The sequence below is a fragment of the Shimia fortis genome (assembly GCF_040225985.1).
Lineage (GTDB): Bacteria > Pseudomonadota > Alphaproteobacteria > Rhodobacterales > Rhodobacteraceae > Shimia.
The window spans coordinates 573697-595628 of the sequence record NZ_JBBPEU010000002.1; the positions used below are offsets into that span (position 1 = coordinate 573697).

The 21932-nt window shown below is 60.6% G+C and carries 22 protein-coding genes; 9 read left to right on the plus strand and 13 right to left on the minus strand.

The genetic code is table 11. The features are described from left to right. The first annotated feature begins 135 nt into the window (after positions 1-135). A complete protein-coding gene (locus WNE31_RS06075; protein ID WP_349978807.1) occupies positions 136-1011 on the plus strand; it encodes an S-methyl-5'-thioadenosine phosphorylase in 876 nt (291 codons plus the stop codon). Continuing rightward, a complete protein-coding gene (locus WNE31_RS06080) occupies positions 1008-1637 on the plus strand; it encodes a LysE family translocator (RefSeq protein ID WP_349978808.1) in 630 nt (209 codons plus the stop codon). Before WNE31_RS06075 ends, WNE31_RS06080 begins: the two co-directional genes overlap by 4 nt. A 16-nt stretch (positions 1638-1653) precedes the next feature. Here the strand turns inward: WNE31_RS06080 and WNE31_RS06085 are convergent, their stop codons facing one another. Further along, complete coding sequence (locus tag WNE31_RS06085) at positions 1654-1827, minus strand: hypothetical protein (RefSeq protein ID WP_349978809.1); 174 nt, start codon at positions 1825-1827, stop codon at positions 1654-1656. Positions 1828-2144: 317 nt separating this feature from the next. Between WNE31_RS06085 and WNE31_RS06090 the strand changes: the two genes are divergently transcribed. Beyond that, the gene (locus tag WNE31_RS06090; protein ID WP_349978810.1) at positions 2145-2684 is read left to right on the plus strand and encodes an adenine phosphoribosyltransferase; all 540 of its coding nucleotides are present in this window, start codon (positions 2145-2147) and stop codon (positions 2682-2684) included. Between the two features lie 148 nt (positions 2685-2832). On the opposite strand, the gene WNE31_RS06095 is transcribed toward WNE31_RS06090, so the two are convergent. The 11 genes from WNE31_RS06095 to coxB form a co-directional block, all read right to left on the minus strand. Continuing rightward, positions 2833-4248 carry an FAD-binding oxidoreductase gene (locus WNE31_RS06095; RefSeq protein ID WP_349978811.1) on the minus strand — a complete coding sequence of 472 codons (1416 nt, stop codon included), beginning with the start codon at positions 4246-4248 and terminating at the stop codon, positions 2833-2835. Between the two features lie 41 nt (positions 4249-4289). After that, positions 4290-5102: an MBL fold metallo-hydrolase gene (locus WNE31_RS06100; protein WP_349978812.1), complete on the minus strand. Its 813-nt coding sequence runs from the start codon at positions 5100-5102 to the stop codon at positions 4290-4292. Positions 5103-5223: 121 nt separating this feature from the next. After that, positions 5224-5814 carry a GNAT family N-acetyltransferase gene (locus tag WNE31_RS06105; protein WP_349978813.1) on the minus strand — a complete coding sequence of 197 codons (591 nt, stop codon included), beginning with the start codon at positions 5812-5814 and terminating at the stop codon, positions 5224-5226. Next, positions 5814-7076 carry a M16 family metallopeptidase gene (locus tag WNE31_RS06110; protein WP_349978814.1) on the minus strand — a complete coding sequence of 421 codons (1263 nt, stop codon included), beginning with the start codon at positions 7074-7076 and terminating at the stop codon, positions 5814-5816. Before WNE31_RS06110 ends, WNE31_RS06105 begins: the two co-directional genes overlap by 1 nt. Next, positions 7073-8461, minus strand: a complete 1389-nt coding sequence (gene thrC, locus WNE31_RS06115) for a threonine synthase (RefSeq protein WP_349978815.1) — start codon at positions 8459-8461, stop codon at positions 7073-7075. Before thrC ends, WNE31_RS06110 begins: the two co-directional genes overlap by 4 nt. 5 nt (positions 8462-8466) lie before the next feature. After that, positions 8467-9144 carry an SURF1 family protein gene (locus WNE31_RS06120; protein ID WP_349978816.1) on the minus strand — a complete coding sequence of 226 codons (678 nt, stop codon included), beginning with the start codon at positions 9142-9144 and terminating at the stop codon, positions 8467-8469. Between the two features lie 90 nt (positions 9145-9234). Further along, positions 9235-10038, minus strand: coding sequence for a cytochrome c oxidase subunit 3 (locus WNE31_RS06125; protein WP_349978817.1), 804 nt, complete (start codon positions 10036-10038; stop codon positions 9235-9237). 30 nt (positions 10039-10068) lie between these two features. Further along, positions 10069-10644, minus strand: a complete 576-nt coding sequence (locus WNE31_RS06130; RefSeq protein ID WP_349978818.1) for a cytochrome c oxidase assembly protein — start codon at positions 10642-10644, stop codon at positions 10069-10071. Continuing rightward, positions 10644-10805, minus strand: a complete 162-nt coding sequence (locus tag WNE31_RS06135) for a hypothetical protein (RefSeq protein WP_349978819.1) — start codon at positions 10803-10805, stop codon at positions 10644-10646. Before WNE31_RS06135 ends, WNE31_RS06130 begins: the two co-directional genes overlap by 1 nt. A 1-nt stretch (position 10806) precedes the next feature. Next, complete coding sequence (gene cyoE / locus WNE31_RS06140; protein ID WP_349978820.1) at positions 10807-11745, minus strand: heme o synthase; 939 nt, start codon at positions 11743-11745, stop codon at positions 10807-10809. Between the two features lie 52 nt (positions 11746-11797). Further along, positions 11798-12649, minus strand: a complete 852-nt coding sequence (gene coxB / locus WNE31_RS06145; RefSeq protein WP_349978821.1) for a cytochrome c oxidase subunit II — start codon at positions 12647-12649, stop codon at positions 11798-11800. A gap of 178 nt (positions 12650-12827) precedes the next feature. Here coxB and tldD point away from each other — a divergent pair, with 178 nt between their 5' ends. From tldD to WNE31_RS06175, 6 genes are all read left to right on the plus strand, one after another. Then, positions 12828-14249: a metalloprotease TldD gene (gene tldD, locus WNE31_RS06150; RefSeq protein WP_349978822.1), complete on the plus strand. Its 1422-nt coding sequence runs from the start codon at positions 12828-12830 to the stop codon at positions 14247-14249. Positions 14250-14399: 150 nt separating this feature from the next. Next, a complete protein-coding gene (gene dprA, locus WNE31_RS06155; protein WP_349978823.1) occupies positions 14400-15563 on the plus strand; it encodes a DNA-processing protein DprA in 1164 nt (387 codons plus the stop codon). 255 nt (positions 15564-15818) lie between these two features. Further along, positions 15819-18374, plus strand: a complete 2556-nt coding sequence (gene topA, locus WNE31_RS06160; RefSeq protein ID WP_349978824.1) for a type I DNA topoisomerase — start codon at positions 15819-15821, stop codon at positions 18372-18374. 145 nt (positions 18375-18519) lie between these two features. Next, the gene (locus WNE31_RS06165; RefSeq protein WP_349978825.1) at positions 18520-19095 is read left to right on the plus strand and encodes a L,D-transpeptidase; all 576 of its coding nucleotides are present in this window, start codon (positions 18520-18522) and stop codon (positions 19093-19095) included. Between the two features lie 122 nt (positions 19096-19217). After that, entirely contained in the window at positions 19218-19940 is a 723-nt protein-coding gene (locus WNE31_RS06170) for a CoA transferase subunit A (RefSeq protein WP_349978826.1), read from the plus strand. After that, positions 19940-20566: a CoA transferase subunit B gene (locus WNE31_RS06175; RefSeq protein ID WP_349978827.1), complete on the plus strand. Its 627-nt coding sequence runs from the start codon at positions 19940-19942 to the stop codon at positions 20564-20566. The genes WNE31_RS06170 and WNE31_RS06175 overlap by 1 nt, the downstream gene beginning before the upstream one ends. Before the next feature lie 71 nt (positions 20567-20637). Here WNE31_RS06175 and WNE31_RS06180 read toward each other — a convergent pair whose 3' ends face one another. Continuing rightward, positions 20638-21909 (minus strand): tetratricopeptide repeat protein, encoded by a 1272-nt coding sequence (locus WNE31_RS06180; protein WP_349978828.1) that lies wholly within the window; start codon positions 21907-21909, stop codon positions 20638-20640. Positions 21910-21932: the final 23 nt, after the last annotated feature.

The window sequence follows — 21932 nt, forward strand, 5'->3', positions numbered from 1 at the left end:
CACTGCAACAACAGTGTTGCGGTCCGGCGGCGGACAGCCACGGGCACGCGCCCTGTCCCGCGCATAGGGCCATTCACACATTGAAGGTGCGGTATCGCTGTGGCTTAGTGCGGGCAACCACAGACGGAGACTGACATGACCGAAACCATGATTGCCGTGATTGGCGGCTCTGGCATTTACGAGATTGACGGGTTGGAAGACGCCCGCTGGATCGATGTTGACACCCCGTGGGGCACCCCGTCGGACCAGATCCTCACAGGGGCTTTGGACGGCGTGAAGATGGCCTTCCTGCCCCGCCACGGGCGCGGACACGTGCACACCCCGACCACCGTACCCTATCAGGCCAATATCGCAGCGCTGAAACAGATCGGGGTGACCGACGTGATCTCAGTGTCTGCGACGGGTTCCTTCCGCGAAGAAATGGCGCCGGGGGATTTCGTCATCGTGGACCAGTTCATTGACCGCACATTTGCACGAGAGAAATCCTTTTTCGGCCCAGGCCTCGTCGCCCATGTCAGCGTCGCGCATCCGACCTGCGAGCGGCTGTCCGACGCCGTTGCAAAGGCGGCCACGGATGCAGGGATCACATTCCACCGGGGCGGCACCTATCTGGCTATGGAAGGACCGCAATTCTCGACCCTCGCGGAATCCAAGATGTATCGCGACAGCTGGGGCTGCGACGTGATCGGCATGACCAACATGCCCGAGGCCAAGCTCGCCCGCGAGGCCGAGCTGTGTTACGCCTCGGTTGCGATGGTCACCGATTATGACAGCTGGCACCCCGACCACGGCGAGGTGGATGTGGCCGAAATCATCAAGGTGCTGATGGGCAATGCCGAAAAGGGCCGCGACCTGGTACGCCGGTTGCCGGCCCTTCTGGGATCGGACCGTGCCCCCTGCCCCTTTGGCTGTGACCGGGCCTTGGAGCACGCCATCCTGACAGCCCCTGACAAACGTGCGCCCGAGATGGTGGAAAAACTGTCGGGCATCGCCGGTCGCGTGCTGGGATGAGCCTTGATCTCTGGCTCGCTTTTATCGCGGCCTCGACCGTTCTTTTGATGATCCCCGGACCAACGATCCTTTTGGTGCTGTCCTATGCCCTGACACAGGGCCGGTCCGTGGCGCTGGCCACGGCGGCGGGCGTGGCTTTGGGGGATTTCGTAGCCATGACGGCCTCGCTGCTTGGGCTGGGGGCCTTGGTGCTGGCCTCTGCCACCGCCTTCAGCGTGCTCAAATGGGCGGGTGCAGTCTATCTGGTCTGGCTCGGGGTCCGGATGTTTCGCAGCGCAGCCCAGTGCGACACTCCCGATCTGCTTGAGGCCCGCGCCCTGCCCGCGCGCGGCGTGTTTGGCCATGCCGCGGCGGTGACGGCACTCAACCCCAAAAGCATCGGCTTTTTCATCGCCTTCGTGCCCCAGTTCGTCGATCCCGCCCGCGCCGTGCTGCCGCAATTCGCGGTCATGATTGCGACCTTCGTCGGGCTGGCGACCCTGAATGTGCTGATCTACGCGCTGGCGGCAGACAGGCTGCGGGCGCAGATTTCCCGTCCTGCGGTCCTGCGGGCAATGACACGGGCCGGAGGCCTGACCCTGATTGGCATGGGGGTTTTCACGGCAACCCTGCGGCGGGCGACCTGACACAAAAAAACGGCACCTAATCGGTGCCGTTTTCTTTCATGAAGTCGCGGATAAAGCGTCGGATTTCCCGGGCCGCGCTGGTGTCCATATCCTTGCATAAATCGACGAACGCATCGCGTTCGGCCTTGTCCAGCCGCAGCACCAGTTGGCTGTCTTTCTTTGCGGACTTTTTCTTGTCCTTCTTGTTCATTCTGTTCCGTCTAGACGTGAGTGGTTGATTTTTTGTGCAGCTAATGTATATACATGACATATACAAAAGATACACAACCATAAACGAGGCATACAGGGAAAGGAATGAGAAAATGAATCTGCTGACCGCAAAAACAATGCTTGTGCGTGACCGGATGGATTGGCACAAGCCGCATCTGAACTGGATGTCGGCCGCAATGTACCGTTTCCGCCGCCGTCGCAGCCAATAACCCACGATGATCAGGCCCCTGCGCGAGGGCTTGCGCCGGGGCGGAAATTTCGTCAAACGGGATCCGTGTTTTTCGAAAGGATCCCGTCATGATCAAGCGCAAGGACGTCAAGGATTACATCCGCACCATCGTGGACTTCCCTCACGAAGGGATTCTGTTTCGGGATGTGACAACACTGTTTGCCGACCCGCGCGGGTTTCGTATGGCGATAGACCAGATGCTGCATCCCTTTGCCGGCGAACAGATCGACAAGGTGGTCGGTCTCGAGGCGCGCGGCTTTATCCTTGGGGGCGCGATTGCACACCAGCTGTCGCTGGGGTTTGTGCCTATCCGCAAGAAGGGCAAGCTGCCCGGCACCACGATTTCACAAGACTACAAGCTGGAATATGGCGAGGCGATCGTGGAAATCCACGATGACGCGATTCAGCCGGGCGAGAAAATTCTTGTCGTCGACGATCTGCTGGCGACCGGTGGCACCGCCGAAGCAGGGATCAAGCTGATCGAACGTCTGGGTGGTGAGATTATTGCCTGTTCGTTTATCGTGGACCTGCCGGAACTGGGTGGCCGCAAGAAGCTGGAAGAAATGGGCATGAACGTCTCGGTTCTGTGTGAATTCGAGGGTCTGTAAATTTTTCCTCACGCGTAAACCGGTTGGTAACCTTGGCATGGCATCCAGACACTGCCGTTTGGGACCGGCGCTGCTTGCATGATCCACAGGATCACCGCCCTGTCCGCCCGCCGGACGGGGCGGTTTCATGTCTGTCGGTGTGTAGTGGTCACGACACCGGAAACAGGACGCCCGGATTCATGATCCCGTGCGGATCCAGCGCTGCCTTGATCGCGCGCATCGCGGTCAGCTTGCCCGGATCGCCATAGCGTGCCAGATCGCCGGTTTTCAGACGCCCCACCCCGTGCTCGGCGCTGAACGACCCGTCATATTCCGCTACGAGGTCATGCACGGCGCGTTTCACCGCGTCGCGCTGGTTGTCATACTCTGACCGGTCACGCCCCTGTGCCGGAAAAACATTATAATGCAGGTTGCCATCCCCGAGATGTCCGAAACAGTTGATGCGGTAATCGCCAAGGGCGGCAATCGCGCGCCCCGCCTGTCGGATAAACTCGGGCACGGATTGCAGGGGCAGCGCGATATCGTGGCTGCTGACCGAGCCGATCCGCTTGTTCGCCACGGGGATGTGTTCGCGCAGGGCCCAGAAATCGGCGCGCTGCTGGGCGCTTTGGGCAATCAGGCCATCGCTGACCAGCCCGTCTTCCAATGCGCTGGCGAAGATCGCTTCCAGTGCCTCTTCCGCGTTGCGGGACATGCCCAGTTCGATCAGAACCATCCATTCGGGGTGCTGGGCAAAGGGTTGGCGGATATCGGGCAAGGTCTCGGCGACGAAATCAAGCCCCTGCCGATGGATCAGTTCAAAGACGCTGACCGCCTCGCCGACCTGCGCGCGCGCCAGTGCAAGCAGGCGCAACGCCGCCTCGGGGCTGTCGACGACTATCAACGCCGTCCCGAGAGAGGCCGGACGCGGCGACAGTTTGAGTGCCGCAGCCGTGATGATGCCCAAAGTGCCCTCGGCGCCAATCATCAGCCCCCGCAGGTCATAACCGGTATTGTCCTTGTGCAGGCGGGTCAGGCCATTCCAGACCTCGCCATTGGGCAATACCGCTTCCAGCCCGAGACACAGGTTGCGCGTATTTCCATATCGCAGCACGTTCACGCCGCCTGCATTGCTGGCCAGGTTTCCGCCGATCTGGGCCGACCCTTCCGAGGCCAGCGACAGTGGAAACAGCCGGCCGACCTCTTCTGCGGCGGCCTGCACATCGGCCAGAATGGTACCAGCCTCGACCTCGATCACGTTTTCCAACGGGTAGACGGCCCGCACATGATTCATCTTTTCCAAGGACAGGATCAGCGGTGTCGGCCCGTCCGGCATCACTTGCCCGCCAACAAGGCCGGTGCCGCCGCCAAACGGCACCACGCCGACGCGGGCCGCGTGGCAGGCGCGCAGGATGGTGGACACCTCGGACGTGGCGCGCGGCATGGCCACATGCGCCGCGGCAGAACCTTGAAAGCGTCCGCGCGGTTCTTCCAGATAACGAGGCTCTGACGGGCGCAAACGCCCCTCTGGCAAGCGGGCTTGAAGATCGGCGAGGAAGGCAGGTGAAGCACTGTTCAAAGTCATGGTCACAGTCCTATCATGCCCGCCGGGTCTGTCCAGCGCCGCTATTGCGGGTCACGCAGGAAACGCGGGGCAAGGACATGGATCGTGGGCCGGTCGGGCAAGGTGCGCAGTGACACGATCATGTCGCTGTTGCCGTTGTTCACGACCTCATACACATCGGACATGCCGTTTACGAAGGCCTGCAGGGTCCAGCCTTCAAACCAGTGCATCGGGATCACGATCCTCGCCTCAACCTTGCGCAGGATGCGCATCATGGTCGGCAGGTCCAGTGTCATACCCCCGTCCACTGCTGCCATGACCACGTCCATGCGCCCGAGGGCGGCATATTGCGCAGGGTTGGGTTCGTGGTGCAGATGGCCCAGATGGGCAATGCAAAGGCCAGCCACCTCGAACACAAAGATCGAGTTTCCGTTTTCCTCGACACCGCCGAACCGGCGGATATCCGTGGGCACGTTGCGCACAAGCATGCTGCCCAGATCAAGATGGTGGTCTGCGGCCCCGCCAAACTCATCCCACCCGCGCAGAACGTGGGGGATGGCGGGATCGGGAAACTCGGTCCAGTGGGTGGCATGGGCGTGGTTCATGGTTACGACATCGGGCACGAAATCCACATTGCCGACAAACCCCGTGAAATCGGTCACGGCGGACAGCCCGTCATGACTCTGGATCAGGAAGGACGCATGCGCGATATAATGGATGCGCACATGGTGTTTCTCGATCGGATCGCGGAACGATGCCTGGTGCAAGTATTGCATCCCGGGCGCCTGAGCCAGCGCGATACAATGGCTTGGGCGACGGTCCTGCGCCCAGAGCGGCCCAGCAGCAAGGACCAGAACGAACAACCATCTCAGCATGTGCACCTCCCTCAATACCAAGAAAGTATAGCGTTACCCCCCAAGCCCACCAAGCGTGCCGTGTGGTGCGTCGGTCTGCCCCTCATCACTTTGCTGCGAACCGGGGGGCCGTGCAGAGATTTTAAGCTTGCCCTGCCAGGGTGCGCCCGCGCCGGTCATTGCGCAGGGCAGCATAAAGAACATGCGTGCGCCAGCGCCCGTTGATCTGAAGATAGCTTTGGGCAACGCCTTCGTATTTGAAGCCCGATTTTTCGAGCACGCCCCGCGAGGCGGCGTTTTCGGGCAGGCAGGCCGCCTCGATCCGGCTGAGGTCCATCTTGGCAAAGGCGTGATGCACAACCGCTTCGATGGTTTCGCGCATATAGCCCTGGCGGGTGAACGCCTTCCCGACCCAATAGCCCAGCGTACCCGACTGTGACGGGCCGCGCCGGATATTGTCCAGCGTGATTGCCCCCAACAGTACGTTGTCGGCGCGCCGGATCATGAACAGGGGCATGGCGGTGCCGCCTGCAATCGACCTCTGCGCCCAGTAGACCCGGTTGGTAAAGCTTTTGCGGGTCAGGTGATCCTTGGACCATGCAGGTTCCCAAGGCACCAGAAAATCGGCACTGGCGCTGCGCAGATAAGACCATTCGTTGAAATCCGAATGAACCGGCGGCCTGAGTGTCAGACGTTCGGTTTCAATCCGGACCTTGCGCCGCGTCAGCAGCATCAGGCGGCGCGCCGCTCTTGCAGCGCCTCAAGCGTGGGCGCCTCCTGCACCGGCCCATAAAGCGCGAGCGCCGAGCGCGCCGTGGCGGCCATGTGTTCGGCAAACTTGCGCACATCTGCATCGGTGACTGCGTCAATGCGTTCAACCGTTTCGCCAAGATCGGGGATGCGGCCCCAGATCGACAACATGCGCGCCTGACGTTCGGCACGGTTCGACGGGCTTTCCAGCCCCATCAGCAATCCGGCCTTCATCTGCATACGGGCCCGTGCGATTTCCTCGGCGGTCATGTCTTCGGCGGCGCGTTTCAACTCGTCAATCGTGATCGCGGCCAATTCGCCGATCTGGCTGCCGGACGTACCGGCATAAATCGTGGTCATGCCGGTGTCGGCATAGGCACCGGTCTGGGCATAGATCGTATAGCACAGGCCGCGTTTTTCGCGCACCTCCTGAAACAGGCGCGAGGACATACCCCCACCCAAGGCGGAAGTGTAGATCTGCGCGGTATAAATCTCGGGGTCTGCATAGGACGGGCTTTCGAACCCCAGCGCAAAATGCGCCTGCTCAAGGGTCTTCACCGTCCGGTATTCACCACCCTGGAACCGCGCCGGCTCATAGGCAATGTCCTGCCCGCCGGCCATATGGCCAAACAGGTCTTCGGCAAGGCGAATGATCTCGTCGTGGTCGATGCCGCCGGCAGCCGACAGGATCATCTGCTCCGGACGATAGTGTTCGGCTACGAACCCTGCCAGATCTTCACGGCTGAACCCGCGCACGCGGTCTTCGGCCCCAAGGATTGTGCGCCCGATCGGCTGATCGGGATAAGCGCGTTCCTGCAACCAGTCAAAGATCACGTCATCGGGTGTGTCCAGCGCCTGACCGATTTCCTGAAGGATCACGCCGCGTTCGACCTCGATCTCGGCAGGGTCAAAGACAGGATTCAGCACGATATCGGCAATCACATCCATCGCAAGGGACACGTCGCCTTTAAGCACACGCGCATAGAACGCGGTGACTTCGCGGCTGGTATAGGCGTTGATATAACCGCCCACATCTTCAATCGCCTCGGCGATCTGCAACGCGCTGCGACGGGTCGTACCCTTGAAGGCCATGTGTTCCAGAAAATGGGCGATGCCGTTCTGCGCGGGGCGTTCATGGCGCCCCCCTGCATCAACCCAGATACCAAGGGCTGCCGACTCGAGACCGGGCATATGCTCGGTCACGATGCGGAAGCCATTGGAGAGCGTGTGCTGTTTTGTTGTCAACGTGCGGCAATCCGGTCTTTGATCAGTGCTTTCAGGTGCTCAAGGTCATTGGGCACCTTGGTGACGCGCTCTGGTTTGTCCATCATGTCCTGCATATGCGGCGGCAGGCCCGGACGCTGGCCGATGGCGGCCTCTACTGCGTCGGGGAATTTTGCCGGATGGGCCGTGGCCAGAGTGATCATGGGGGTTTCGTTCAGATTTTCGTTGGCCACCTTTACCCCACAAGCGGAATGAGGGCAAAGGACTTCTCCGGTATGGGCAAAGCCCCACTGGATCGTGGCAACGGTTTCGTCCTCAGAAGTGCGGCCCGAGTCGAAGTGTTCTCTCAGGCTTTCCATGGCGCCCTGACTGATTGCGAAGGACCCATCTTTCAACTCGTCCATGAGCTGTGCCACGGCATTGCCGTCACGGCCATAGGCATCGAACAGCGCGCGCTCAAAGTTCGACGACACTTGGATGTCCATCGACGGGCTTATTGACGGCGTCACGCCTTCCTTGGTGTAGGCGGCGGTTTCCATCGTGCGGTGCAGGATATCGTTTTGGTTGGTTGCAATCACCAGACGGTCGATCGGCAGGCCCATCTTCTTGGCGATATAGCCCGCGAAGATGTCGCCAAAGTTGCCGGTGGGCACGGTGAAGCTGATCTTGCGCGTCGGCGCGCCAAGGCTGACCGCGGTCGTGAAATAATATACAACCTGCGCCAAGACCCGCGCCCAGTTGATCGAGTTCACGCCCGCGAGTTTCACTCCATCACGGAAGTCGAAATCGTTGAACATGTCCTTGAGCTTGGCCTGGCAATCGTCAAAGTCGCCGTCCAGCGCCAAAGCGTGCACATTGGCATCCGCCGGCGTGGTCATCTGTTTGCGTTGGATGTCCGACACGCGGCCATCGGGGAACAGGATGAACACGTCCACATTATCAAGTCCACGAAACGCCTCGATCGCGGCGGACCCGGTGTCACCCGAAGTGGCGCCAACGATGGTGACGCGGTCTCCGCGGCGGGCCAGCGAGAACTGGAACAGCTGCCCGATCAGCTGCATCGCAAAATCCTTGAAGGCCAGCGTCGGCCCGTGGAAAAGCTCCATCAGGAAATGGTTCGGCCCAAGCTGCACCAGCGGCGCGCGCGCATCATGGCGGAACCCCGCATAGGCGCGTGCGATGATGCCTTTGAATTCCTCGTCCGTGAACGCTTCGCCGACAAAAGGCTTCATCACGCGGAACGCCGCCTCTTCGTAGGACAGGCCCGCCAGTGCGGCAATCTCGTCCTGTGACATGGTCGGGATCGTTTCAGGGACGTAGAGGCCGCCATCGCGGGCAAGGCCGGTCAGCATGGCCTCTTCAAAGATGAGTTCCGGAGCGTTGCCGCGGGTCGAGATGTATTTCACAGGTCTCAGGCCTTTTTGGTTTTGCGCAGTCGGCGCAGGTAATAGAGCGTCATCGCCACCCAGACAATCGCCAGACCGTACCATGTGACGATATATTCAAGATGGTCGTTCGGAATCCCCGATGAGTCGACGGGCAAGGGCGTCACACTGGTGTCGTTTTCTGACATCTCGCGCAGGATCACCAGAACAGGTTCGGACCCGAGCGCCGCTGCCATGGTCGGCACGTCGCGGGCGAACCAGATATTTCCGTCCACATCATTTTCCGGAGTATAGCTGTCGACCTCATCGGGCCAGTGCAGGTTGCCCGTGATCGTGACCGGGCCGACATAACGCACCGCGTCCTTGTCCGGGATCGGGACAAACCCGCGATCAACCATGATGCGGCGTCCTTCGTCGGTGTCGAAGGCCGACACGATGCGATAGCCCGCGCCTACCTTTTTGACAGAGACCAGCAGATGCACCTCGTCTGAGGTAAGGGTGCCGCTCACCTCGACCGGCAGGAACCTGTCTGCCACCGGGTCCGGATCGGCGGGCAATGCCACGGGGGCATCCGAGATGCGGGCGTCGATGGCCGCGAGATAGGCTTCTTTCTCGGCCAGACGACGCACCTGCCAATTGCCCAGAGACACGAGGATCGCCGTGCCGACAATCCCGAACACCAAAGGCAAAATGTAACGCGACAAGGGTCAGATCCTCTCAAAAGAAAATCGCGGGGGAAATCCCCCGCGACATGTTTTACGCATCAGCGTTGCCGCTGTTCAACCGCGAAAGATCTAGGCGCCCCAGATATAGACGGCTGCAAACAGGAACAGCCAGACAACGTCCACAAAGTGCCAGTACCAAGCTGCCGCTTCAAAACCGACATGGTTCTGCTGTGTGAAATGACCGCGTTGCAGGCGGATCAGGCAGACCAGCAGGAAGATGGTGCCGACAATCACATGGAAGCCGTGGAAACCGGTCGCCATGAAGAAGTTGGCGCCGTAGATGTTGCCCGAGAAGCCGAACGAGGCGTGGGAGTATTCATAGGCTTGGAAACCGGTGAAGATCACGCCAAGGGCAATCGCGATGATCAGGCCCCATTTCATGTCTTCGCGGTTGTTTTCGTGCACAAGGGCGTGGTGCGCCCAGGTGGCTGCCATCCCCGAACACAGCAGGATCAGCGTGTTGATCAGCGGCAGGTGCCACGGGTCAAAAGTCTCGATACCAGCGGGCGGCCAGACACCGTCCACCATCGGGCTTTCGGGGCCCATCGGGTACATGGCGTGCTTGAAGAAGCTCCAGAACCAGGCCGCGAAGAACATGACCTCGGACATGATGAACAGGATAAAGCCATAGCGCAGGCCGATCTGCACCACGGGGGTGTGATCCACGCCATTGTTGCCTTCGGCAACGACGTCGGCCCACCAGCCGAACATGACATACAGGACCAGCACAAGGCCAATCAGGAACATCCATGGGCCGCTGTCGTGCATCCAGAGCACGGCGCCGAACAGCATGATGAATGCGCCGACCGAACCCAGAAAGGGCCACAGAGAGGGCGGCAGAATGTGGTAATCGTGGTTTTTAGCGTGCGCCATTTTGTTCTTTATCCCTCGTTGGAACGCTACTTAGTTCACTTCGGTTTCTGTTTCCTGCACCAATGAGGCCGTTTCCTCGGGCAGGTCGATTTCATGGAACGTGTAAGACAGGGTGATCACCTTGACGAACTTGGCGTCACGGTCCGACACGATTTCGGGGTCGACAAAGAAGGTCACGGGCATCGTGACCCGCTCACCGGGTTGCAGGATCTGCTCTTCAAAGCAGAAACAGTCGATCTTGGAGAAGAAGCCGCCCGCCTCGTAGGGGGCTACGTTATAGCTGGCCGAACCGGCCACGGGGCGGTCGGTCGGGTTATAGGCTTCATAAAAGGCAAGGCCGGTTTCGCCGATGCGCAACTCCATCTCACGCTGCATCGGTTTGAACTGCCACGGGAAATCACGTTCTTTGCTGGCGTCAAAGCGGACCTTGATCGTCTGATCCAGGATCACGTCCGAGCTTTCTTCTGCCACGTTGGTGATTCCGCTGAAACCGGTCACCCGGCAGAACCAGTCATAGAAAGGAACCGATGCCCAAGCCAGAGCGCCCATCATGAGGACGACGCCCACGGTTTGTGCTACGGTCTTGGTCTTAGGGTCCATCGCCATCAGTTCTGAATCCTCGCATTTTCAGGTTCGTAATCACCGCGCGTGACCTTGACCACCGTCAGGCCAAACACGATACCGATAAAGACAACCAGCGTCAGCGCCACGCCCAGATTGCGGCCGAACCGGCGTCCATGAAGTTCGTGATCTTCGCGAAAGCTCATCTTACCACCCTCCTAGGCCATAGCGGGCCAGCGTGGCCTCGGCCAGGATCGCGCCATAGTGCAGGAACAGATACATAAGCGAGAGCGCAAAGAAGGATTTCTCGCGCTTGTAACCATCTGCCTCGGATACCTCTTCATCGCGGCGCCAGATCGAGATGGCCCCAGCTACGAACAGGGCGTTCAGGATCAGCGCCACGGTCAGATAGATCGGTCCGCCGACACCCGTGAAAGCCATGCCAATCGCCACGGCCGCCAGAAGAAGCGTGTAAACAAGAATGTGATTGCGGGTCGAACGACGCCCGTTGGTCACGTGCAGCATCGGCACGCCCGCGTCCTTGTAATCCGACTTCATGAACAGGCACAGCGCCCAGAAATGCGGGGGTGTCCACATGAACGTCAGCGTGAACATCAGGATCGATTCAATCGACACACCGCCCGTGGCGACGGCCCAGCCGATCATCGGAGGAAACGCGCCCGCTGCGCCACCGATCACGATGTTCTGCGGGGTCCAGCGTTTCAGCCACATCGTGTAGATCACCACGTAGAAGAAAATGGTGAACGCCAGCAGCAGCCCCGCAAAGATATTCGCGGCCAGCGCCAGCATGACACAGGAGAAGACCGAAAGCGTAATACCGACCGCAAAGGCCTCGTCCCGCGTGACCTTGCCAGCGGGGATCGGGCGCGCTTGCGTCCGTTTCATAACCGCGTCGATATCCGCGTCGTACCACATGTTCAGCGCGCCAGAGGCACCACCGCCCACGGCAATGAACAGGATCGACGCAAATGCCACCATCGGGTGCACGTCTACGGGCGCGGCCAGAAGGCCGACCATGGCCGTGAACACAACCAGCGACATGACGCGCGGTTTCAGCAGCGCGAAATAGTCACCGAAGCCGGCTTCCTGCGTCTTGAACTGCGTATTGATGCTTGCGTCGCTCATGCTTTTCCCCTTGGTCGGGGGCGCCCCGCAGAACGCCCCTGCCCGTCAGTTCTTATTCGGCCGAAGCCAGTTGCAAATGCGCCGGCAGGGTCGAAGGATCGCCTGCGTACTCTTCGATCGCGCCCTTCAGCCATTCGTCATAGGCCTCTTGCGAGACAACCTTGACGGTGATCGGCATGTAGGCGTGGTCCTTGCCGCAAAGCTCGGAACACTGGCCGAAGTAAATACCTTCACGCTCGGCGTTGAACCACAGTTGTGCGATACGGCCGGGCACGGCGTCCTGTTTCACGCCAAAGGCCGGAATGGTCCAAGAATGGATCACGTCGGCGGCGGTGACGTTCATGACAACGGTCTTGCCCACCGGCACGACAACCTGCGTATCGGTTGCCAACAGGTATTCATCGCTGGCATAGCCGTAGTCGGCCAGTTCGTCCTTGGCGAGCATGAAGCTCTCGAACTCGAATTCGTGATCCGAATATTCATAACCCCAGTACCACTGATAGCCGGTGACCTTGATGTGGATGTCGCCCTCGGGGATTTCCTGCTGGTTGAACAGAACCGGCAGCGAGAATGCACCGATGAACACCAGGATGATGATCGGGACAACGGTCCATGCGATCTCGATCGGTGTGTTATGGGTAAAGGTAGCGGGTTCCGGGTTCGCGCGACGGTTATAGCGCACGATGATGATCGCCATCAGGGCCATTACGAACAGAACGATGGCGGTGATGATGATCAGAATCATCTGATCCAGGTTCTGAAGCTGGCGGGCCAGCTCGGTTGCGGGCGGCTGGAAGCCCATCAAGCCGTCGACCGGCTTGCCCACGGTCTCGACATCTTGGGCCAGCGCCGGAAGGGCTGTGAATGTGGCCATGAGCGCCAGGACTTTCGAAAGAATTCTCATAGTTCACCCTGATAGGTTGCGTTTTGTGTCTCGTTTCATGCGAAAAACCGGCATAGCACCGGAATCCCGCTGTTGTGCTACAGCTAGAATGCATATTCTATCTGCCAAATAAAGAAGTCAGCCCGCGTCAAACGGACGCTTTTTTTGACTTAGATCAAATTCGGAAGGGAAAATCCATATGACTCATATCAAATTCTCGCCTTTCGAGACGTCACTTGACCCCGAAAAGGCGCTGTCCCTGTTGCGCGAGGCGACGGACGGGGCTGATGACGGGGAACTTTTCCTCGAAAGGCGCCGGTCCGAAGCGTTGGTTTATGATGACGGGCGACTCAAAACCGCCTCTTATGATGCGTCGGAAGGGTTCGGGCTGCGGGCCGTGCGCGGCGAGGTGTCGGGCTATGCCCATGCCACCGAGATTTCCGAAGCGGCCCTGCGCCGCGCCATGGAAACAACGCGTCTGGCCGTGGGCGACGGCGGCGGCACCCTGGCCGCGCCCCCCACTCCCACGAACCGGCGTCTTTATACAGATGCCGACCCGATTGCCGGTGCCGCTTTTCCCGTCAAGATCGATACGTTGCGCCAGATCGACAATTTCGCGCGCGATCTCGACTCACGGGTCGTGCAGGTCTCGGCCACGCTGGCAGCCTCGCATCAAGAGGTGGTGATTCTGCGGCCCGACGGCGTTCAGGTCGCGGACACCCGGCCTATGACGCGGGTTAATGTGTCGGTCATCGTTGAACAGAATGGCCGCCGCGAATCCGGTAGCGCGGGTGGCGGCGGGCGGATCGGCCTTGGCGGGCTGCTTGATTCTGCCGACTGGCAGGCCAAAACCCGCGAGGCGCTGCGCATTGCCCTTGTCAACCTCGACGCTGTCCCCGCCCCGGCGGGCGCCATGGAGGTCGTGCTTGGCCCCGGCTGGCCCGGTATTCTACTGCACGAGGCCGTGGGCCACGGGCTGGAAGGGGACTTCAACCGCAAGGGCAGTTCCAAATTCTCGGGCCATATCGGGCAGCAAGTCGCCTCAAGGGGCGTCACCGTGGTGGATGATGGCACAATCCCCGACCGGCGCGGCTCGATCACCGTGGATGATGAAGGCACGCCATCAGGGCGCAATGTGCTGATCGAAGACGGGATATTGGTGGGATACATGCAGGACCGGCAGAATGCCCGCCTGATGGGCGTGGCCCCCACTGGTAACGGGCGCCGCGAGAGTTATGCCCACCCGCCGATGCCCCGCATGACCAACACCTACATGGAAGGTGGCGACGCCACCCCCGAAGACCTGATCTCCTCGCTCAAGGACGGAATCTATGCGGTGGGTTTCGGCGGTGGGCAGGTCGACATCACCAACGGCAAATTCGTCTTTTCCTGCACCGAGGCTTACCGCGTCCAGAACGGGAAGATCGGCGCGCCGGTCAAAGGCGCAACCCTGATCGGCGACGGCGCCACGGCGATGAAGCAGATCCGGGGATTGGGCAATGACATGGCGTTGGATCCCGGCATGGGCAATTGCGGCAAGGCGGGCCAGTGGGTGCCCGTTGGCGTGGGCCAGCCTCATGTTCTTATGGACGGGCTGACCGTGGGCGGATCGGCCACTTAAGTCAGCTTGCATGGTATTAGAGCGGAGGGGCGCGCGGGACATCCGGGCGTCTTTCGCATTTTAAGAACTATTGAAAATGATTTGAGCAAGTTCACCGCTTGTTAACGCTTTGACGGGTAAAGCTTGTCCTGCAAGCAGGCGGAGCCACGGATGACCGAAGTCAACATTTCTTCCACTCACCCCCAACTCCCACCCACCACGGAAGAACAACGGGTTTCGTGGCTCCGTCTTTTGCGCTCTCGTCGGGTCGGGGTTTCGACCTTTTTCAGGTTGATGGGCGAACACGGCTGCGCTGAACGCGCGCTCGAGGCTCTGCCAGAGATCGCCAAGGCCGCCGGAGTTGACAACTATACTGTATGTCCCGAAGGCGTTGTTGCTGCCGAACTCAAGGCCGGGCGCGCGCAAGGCGCACAGTTGATCGCCATGTCTGATCCCGACTATCCCAAAGCGCTCAAAGATATTGCAGACGCCCCGCCCCTGATTTGGGCTTTGGGCAATCCCGACCTGTTCGCGCGGCCCGCGCTGGCCATGGTGGGCGCACGAAATGCGTCTTCGCTGGGTACCCGCATGGCGCGTGGTCTGGCGCGCGACCTTGGTGAAGCAGGGTTCGTCGTCGTCTCCGGCCTTGCCCGTGGCGTGGACACCGCCGCCCATGGCGCGGCAATGAAAACGGGCACGATTGCCGTGTTCGGCGGAGGGGTTGACGTCACCTATCCAGCCGAAAACACAACGCTCGCCTGCAAGATTGCGGAAACCGGCGTGATCCTCTCGGAACAGCCCATTGGCACCGTGCCGCAAGCCCGGCACTTCCCCGCCCGTAATCGCATCATTTCCGGCTTGTCACGCGCCGTGATCGTGGTCGAGGCCGCGGCGCGGTCCGGCAGCCTGATCACCGCGCGCGACGCGCTGGACCAGGGACGCGAGGTTCTGGCCGTGCCTGGCCACCCGTTCGATGCCCGCGCTTCGGGTTGCAACATGCTGATCCGCGATGGCGCCACGCTGGTGCGTGGTGCCGAAGACGTGATCGAAGTGATGGGCGCAGCCGAGGCTCTGGTGGTGCAGGACCCGCCGGTCACGGAACAGGTTGAAATGCCCCTGCCCGCGCAGGAACCACACCAACCGCAGCGGACATTGCGCGAAACTTCGGACCTACACATGCAGATCCTGAACCGGCTTGGTCCGGCCCCTCTGGCAGAGGATCAGTTGATCCGAGATCTGTCTGCCCCTGCGAATCGTGTGACACCTGTTTTGGTTGATCTTGAGCTTGAAGGCCGGATCCAGCGGCAGGCTGGCGGCCTTTTGTCAAAAATCTGATCCGCGCGCCCAATCGGGGACATTCTGCTATAGCCGCGCCGAGTAATCCGTCGTGACACGTGCCCTGTTTTTCCTGGCCCGGATCTATAAAGCGCACTCACTAGATTTTTCCCATAAACGCCCGCATTCGCTCCAACGCAAACGCCCGCGACAACCGTGGTATTCGCGTGACCAATGGGCACGCATTGACATTGACCTCTTTCAAACCACATCTTTCGCCGCCATATACGGGCCTGCGAGTCGAGAGGAAAATGGATGCCAGTAGTCGTTGTCGAGTCCCCAGCCAAAGCAAAAACAATCAATAAATACCTGGGATCGGACTATACCGTTCTGGCTTCTTACGGACATGTGCGCGACCTGCCCCCCAAGGATGGCAGCGTCGACACCGACCAGGATTTCGAAATGAAATGGGAGGTCGGCACGGACTCGCGCAAACATGTCAAAGCGATTGCCGACGCGCTGAAAGAAGACAACAACCTGATCCTCGCAACCGACCCCGACCGCGAAGGCGAGGCGATCAGCTGGCACCTTGAAGAGGCGCTGCGCAAACGCCGCGCGATCAAGAAAGACACGCCCGTGTCGCGTGTCGTGTTCAATGCGATCACCAAATCCGCCGTGACCGAGGCGATGCAGAACCCGCGCGATATCGACCAGCCGCTGGTCGACGCCTATCTGGCGCGCCGGGCGCTGGACTATCTGGTGGGCTTCAACCTGTCGCCGGTGCTGTGGCGCAAACTGCCCGGTGCACGCTCGGCCGGACGGGTTCAATCGGTCTGCCTGCGCCTGATCGTCGAACGCGAGATGGAAATCGAGGCGTTTAACGCCCGCGAATACTGGAGCGTCAAAGCGCTCTTGGCGACCCCGCGTGGTCAGGAATACGAGGCGCGCCTGACGGTGCTGGGCGGGCAAAAACTCGACAAGTACGATCTTGCCAACAGCACCGCCGCAGAATTGGCCGTGCAAGCCATCACCTCGCGCGACCTCAAGATCGCCAAGGTCGAGGCCAAGCCGGCCAGCCGCAACCCCGCCGCGCCCTTCATGACCTCGACACTGCAACAGGAGGCCAGCCGCAAATTCGGCATGGGCGCACGCCAGTGCATGAGCACGGCACAGCGCCTGTATGAGGCGGGCTACATCACCTATATGCGGACCGACGGGATCGACATGGCCCCCGAGGCTGTGGCGGCTGCGCGCGACGCGATCGCTGACCGATACGGCGCGGAATACGTTCCCGAAAAACCCCGTATTTACAAGAACAAGGCAAAGAACGCTCAGGAAGCGCACGAATGTATCCGCCCGACCGATATGAAGCTGGCGGCTGAAGATCTGAAAGTCACCGAATCCGATCAGCGCAAGCTTTATGACCTGATCTGGAAACGTACGCTAGCCTGTCAGATGGAAGGCGCCCGGATGGAGCGCACCACCGTTGACATCAGCAGTGATGACGGACAGGTCGGGCTGCGCGCCACCGGCCAGGTCGTTCTGTTTGACGGGTTTATGCGAGTCTACGAGGAAGGCCGCGACGATGTCGTGGACGACGATGACAAGCGCCTGCCCCAGATCATGGAAGGCGAAAAGGCAGACAAGCGCACGATCACACCCGAGCAGCACTTCACCCAGCCCCCGCCGCGGTATACCGAAGCAACGTTGGTCAAGAAGATGGAAGAACTGGGCATCGGGCGGCCCTCGACCTATGCCAGCGTGATCACTACCATCCAGGACCGCGAATATGTGCGGAAAGAGAAAAACCGCCTGTTCCCCGAGGACAAGGGCCGGATCGTCACGATCTTCCTGCTGAATTTCTTCCGCCAGTATGTCGGCTATGAGTTCACCGCCAATCTTGAGGAAGAGCTTGACGACGTGTCGGCAGGCAACCGCGATTACAAGAACGTGCTGGCACGGTTCTGGAAGGACTTTTCCAAGGCCATCTCGGAGACCTCGGAGCTGCGCATCACCGAGGTACTGGATGTACTGGACGAAGCCCTTGCCCCACAGCTGTACCCCCCGCGCGACGACGGCAGCGATCCGCGCGTCTGCCCGAAATGCGGCACCGGGCAGTTGCATCTGAAAACCTCGCGCACCGGTGGCTTTGTCGGCTGCGGCAATTATCCCGAATGCACCTATACCCGTCCCATCGCGGGTGAAGGCGCCGATGGCGACGAACGTGTGCTGGGCGAGGATCAGGGCGACGAAATCTGGCTCAAGGCGGGCCGGTTTGGACCTTATGTTCAGCGTGGTGAACCCACGCCCGAGAACAAGAAACCGCCTCGCGCGTCGCTGCCGCGCGGCTGGAACAAGGATGACATGGACCTTGATAAGGCCCTGACCCTGCTCAGCCTGCCGCGCGAGATCGGCGAACACCCCGAAGGCGGCATGATTTCCTCGAATTTCGGGCGCTTTGGACCTTATGTGATGCACCAACTGCCCGACGAGGCAAAGCCCGTCTATGCCAACCTCAAAGACCCCAACGACGTGTTCGAAATCGGCATGAACCACGCGGTCGAACTACTGACGGAAAAGCGCAACAATCCGGGGCGCCGGGGTGGTCGTGCGGCGGCAAAGCCACTCAAGGAACTGGGAGAGCATCCCGAAAGCGGTGGCGCGATCAACGTGATGGACGGGCGCTATGGCCCTTATGTCAAATGGGAAAAGGTGAACGCCACCATCCCCAAGGACATCAAGGCCGAAGATGTGACCATGGAACAGGCGGTGGAATGGATAGCCGAAAAGGCCGCCAAGAAAAGCCCCAAACGCAAGGCGCCAGCCAAGAAGAAACCGGCGGCCAAGAAAAAGCCTGCCGCCAAGAAGTAGGTCGCCGATCACCGCCAATTACTAGAAGCGCCGGACGAAAGCCCGGCGCTTTTTTGCTGGGACACACCTCATCAAGCAGTCGTGATTTGAAGCCCGCCGCAAGACAGATCATGGTCCGGCCGAACGAGCAGAACAGGAGCAAAAAATGACCCTCAAAAAGCTTCATCGACGCAATATCTTGCTGGCCATGCCCGCCCTCGCGCTGTCACCGCTGACCGTAGCGGCGGAAACGGCCCCCCCAGCCGAAGACCGCGAAACCGCGCCGCGCAACCTGTCTTCGTTCCGGGCGCAGGACTGGCGCGACCATTTCGATGATCTGGGCCTTGCTACCATCGTGGCCGACACCACCTCGCGCGCGCTGCATTTCTGGAGCGGCGACGGCAGCGATTACCGGATTTTCCCGAGTTCCGTGCCGATCTCCGAAGACCTGACCAAGCGCGGCTATACCAAGATCGTGCGCAAGCGCGTTGGCCCGGACTGGACGCCGACCCCCAGCATGATCGAACGCAATCCCGACCTGAAATACATGCCCCCCGGCCCCGACAACCCGCTGGGCACCCATGCCATGTATCTGAGTTGGCCCGCCTACCTGATCCACGGCACCCATGACACGCGCAAGATCGGACGACGCAGTTCGGATGGCTGTATCGGGCTTTATAACGAAGCGATTGCCGAACTGTACGAGATCACCCCGATCGGAACGCAGGTGCGCTTGATCTGACCGGCCGGGGGACCGTGGCTACGTATGGTCTCCCGTAGAACTACGGCCCGGGCCCGTGTTCATTGACTCCTTGGTGACGCACCGTCAAAACAGGTCCGAATTTGGATTCTAGGGAGAGTTCCATGAACAAAGTCTATGCGAATGCCACCGAGGCACTCGACGGGCTGCTGAAGGATGGATTGTTCATCGCCTCGGGCGGTTTCGGTCTGTGCGGCATCCCCGAGTTGCTTCTCGAAGCGATCAAGCAATCGGGTGTAAAGGATCTGACCTTTGCCTCGAACAACGCGGGCGTTGACGATTTCGGCATCGGTATCCTGCTGCAAACCAAGCAGGTGAAGAAGATGATTTCGTCCTATGTGGGCGAAAACGCGGAATTCATGCGCCAGTACCTGTCGGGTGAGCTGGAACTGGAATTCAACCCCCAGGGCACTCTGGCCGAGCGTATGCGCGCCGGCGGTGCAGGTATCCCCGGTTTCTTCACCAAGACTGGCGTGGGCACCGTGATTGCCGAAGGCAAGATGGAAAAGCAGTTCCCCACCGGCCCGGACGGCGCCATGGAAGACTATATCATGGAGGAAGGCATCTTTGCCGACCTCGCCATCGTCAAGGCCTGGAAGGCCGACGCGACCGGTAACCTCGTGTTCCGCAAGACCGCGCGCAACTTCAATGCACCTGCCGCAACCTGTGGCAAGATCTGCGTGGCCGAAGTCGAAGAGATCGTGCCGACCGGGTCGCTGGACCCCGACTCGATCCACCTGCCGGGCATCTATGTGCACCGCATCATCCAGGGCGACCACGAAAAGCGCATCGAACAGCGCACCGTCCGCAAGAAGGAGGAAGCATAATGCCTTGGGATCGTAACCAAATGGCCGCACGCGCGGCACAGGAACTTCAGGACGGCTGGTATGTGAACCTCGGGATCGGGATTCCGACCCTTGTGTCGAACTATATCCCCGAGGGCGTCGAAGTGACCCTGCAATCGGAAAACGGCATGCTGGGCATGGGCCCCTTCCCTTATGAGGGCGAAGAAGATGCCGACCTGATCAACGCGGGCAAGCAGACCATCACCGAACTGCCCCAGACCGCCTATTTCGACAGCGCGCAATCCTTCGCAATGATCCGCGGTGGCAAAATCGCCATGGCGATTCTGGGTGCGATGGAAGTGGCCGAGAACGGCGACCTTGCCAACTGGATGATCCCGGGCAAGCTGGTCAAGGGCATGGGCGGCGCGATGGATCTTGTCGCCGGTGTGGGCCGCGTGGTGGTCGTCATGGATCACACCAACAAGCACGGCGACTCGAAGGTGCTCAAGGAATGCACCCTGCCGTTGACCGGCAAGGGCGTTGTCGATCGCATCATCACCAACCTTGGTGTGATGGACGTGGTTGAAGGTGGCCTGAAATTGGTCGAACTGGCCGATGGCGTGACCGAGGAAGAGTTCCGCGCCGCAACCGAGGCGACCTTGGTCTAAGCCAGTTTTGCGAAGAACATGGCAGAGGGCGCGGAGATTTCTTCGCGCCCTTTTGCTTGGCGCGTTGCGGCTCACATGACGCCTGCCAAGGCCGTATCTGGGTGCAGTTGCGGCCGGTGCATCCTGAGCAGGCTGCGCGCCGTCTGCCCCTTGCCCTGCCGGATCATCGCGGCGGCCAGTGCCAGTTCCACGAGATCCCGCTGCGCCTTGCTGCCGCCGAGGCGGGCATGGTCCTGCATCACCGACACCAACCTGTTTTCCGCCTCGGCCCAGCGGCGGTTCGCCAGATCGCCAAAGGCCAGGGCAAGATCCTGCACAATGTCGCCCGCCGGTCCAGCGGCGGCCTCGGCAATCCGGTGCAATGCTGCGGTATCGCCCGCCATGGCATGGGCCAGCGCCGCGTGTGCATCGGCAAAGCCCAGCCCCGGCGCCGGAAAATACTCCAGCGCATAGCGGCTGACCGCGTGCCAGCGCTCTGCCGAAACCTCGACCCCGGCCAGTTCTGCGCGGAACAGGATCGCCGCCGTATCTGTCATCACGTTCAAGGGCGGACCCTTGGTGCCCGAGGCGATATTGTTGTCGACCTGCGCCCACATGGCCCCCAGATCACCTGCCTCCAGTGCCCATAGCGCCTGATGCCAGGAGTTGTGGCAATACATCAGACCGTCCTCGGGATAGGTCTTCATCCACTCATCCAGATAGGCGCGACCCGCGCCGGTTTCCCCGTTCTCGTAATAAAGATGTGCCAGAATATGGGACGTATTCGCGCTACGCGGATTGCCTGCGCGCGCCTTTTCAAGGCTCTGTTCCGCAGGGCCCAATTGCCCGACTTCCAGTTGCGCAAACCCGTGCTGGGTCTGGAACCACCAGTCATCGGCGCAATAGGGCAAAAGCCCGGTGGTAAAGGCCAGTTGTTCGGCCTCGCGACCGGGGGCCCCGCTGAACCCGATCAGGCCAAAGACGCCACAACAGGATTGCGCCACCATGGCATCCCTTGGCCATTGGCGCAGATGCGCGCGGGCGGCTTCAAGGGCCGCAGCCCCTTTGCCGGACAACATCAGGTCAAAGAAATGCACTTGGCTGCGTTCACGCGCCGAATGGTGGGCGACCCGGTCGCGAGCCTGCGCCAGCGCCGCGACAGCCCCGTCCTTGTTGCCGCACACCTGATGGTATCGCGCCAGCCCCACATGCCCGAGAGCCAACCCATCATCCAGTTCAGTCACCGTCTGAAACGCCTCAGTTACCCCGCCGTCATAGGCCAGAAACGCATTCACCGCCTGAACATAAGCCTCTTTGGCCGAATCAGATGTTGTGCTCAGGTCCAGTCCGAAAGCGTCCTTCATGCCCAATCCCTCCTGCATGTGCA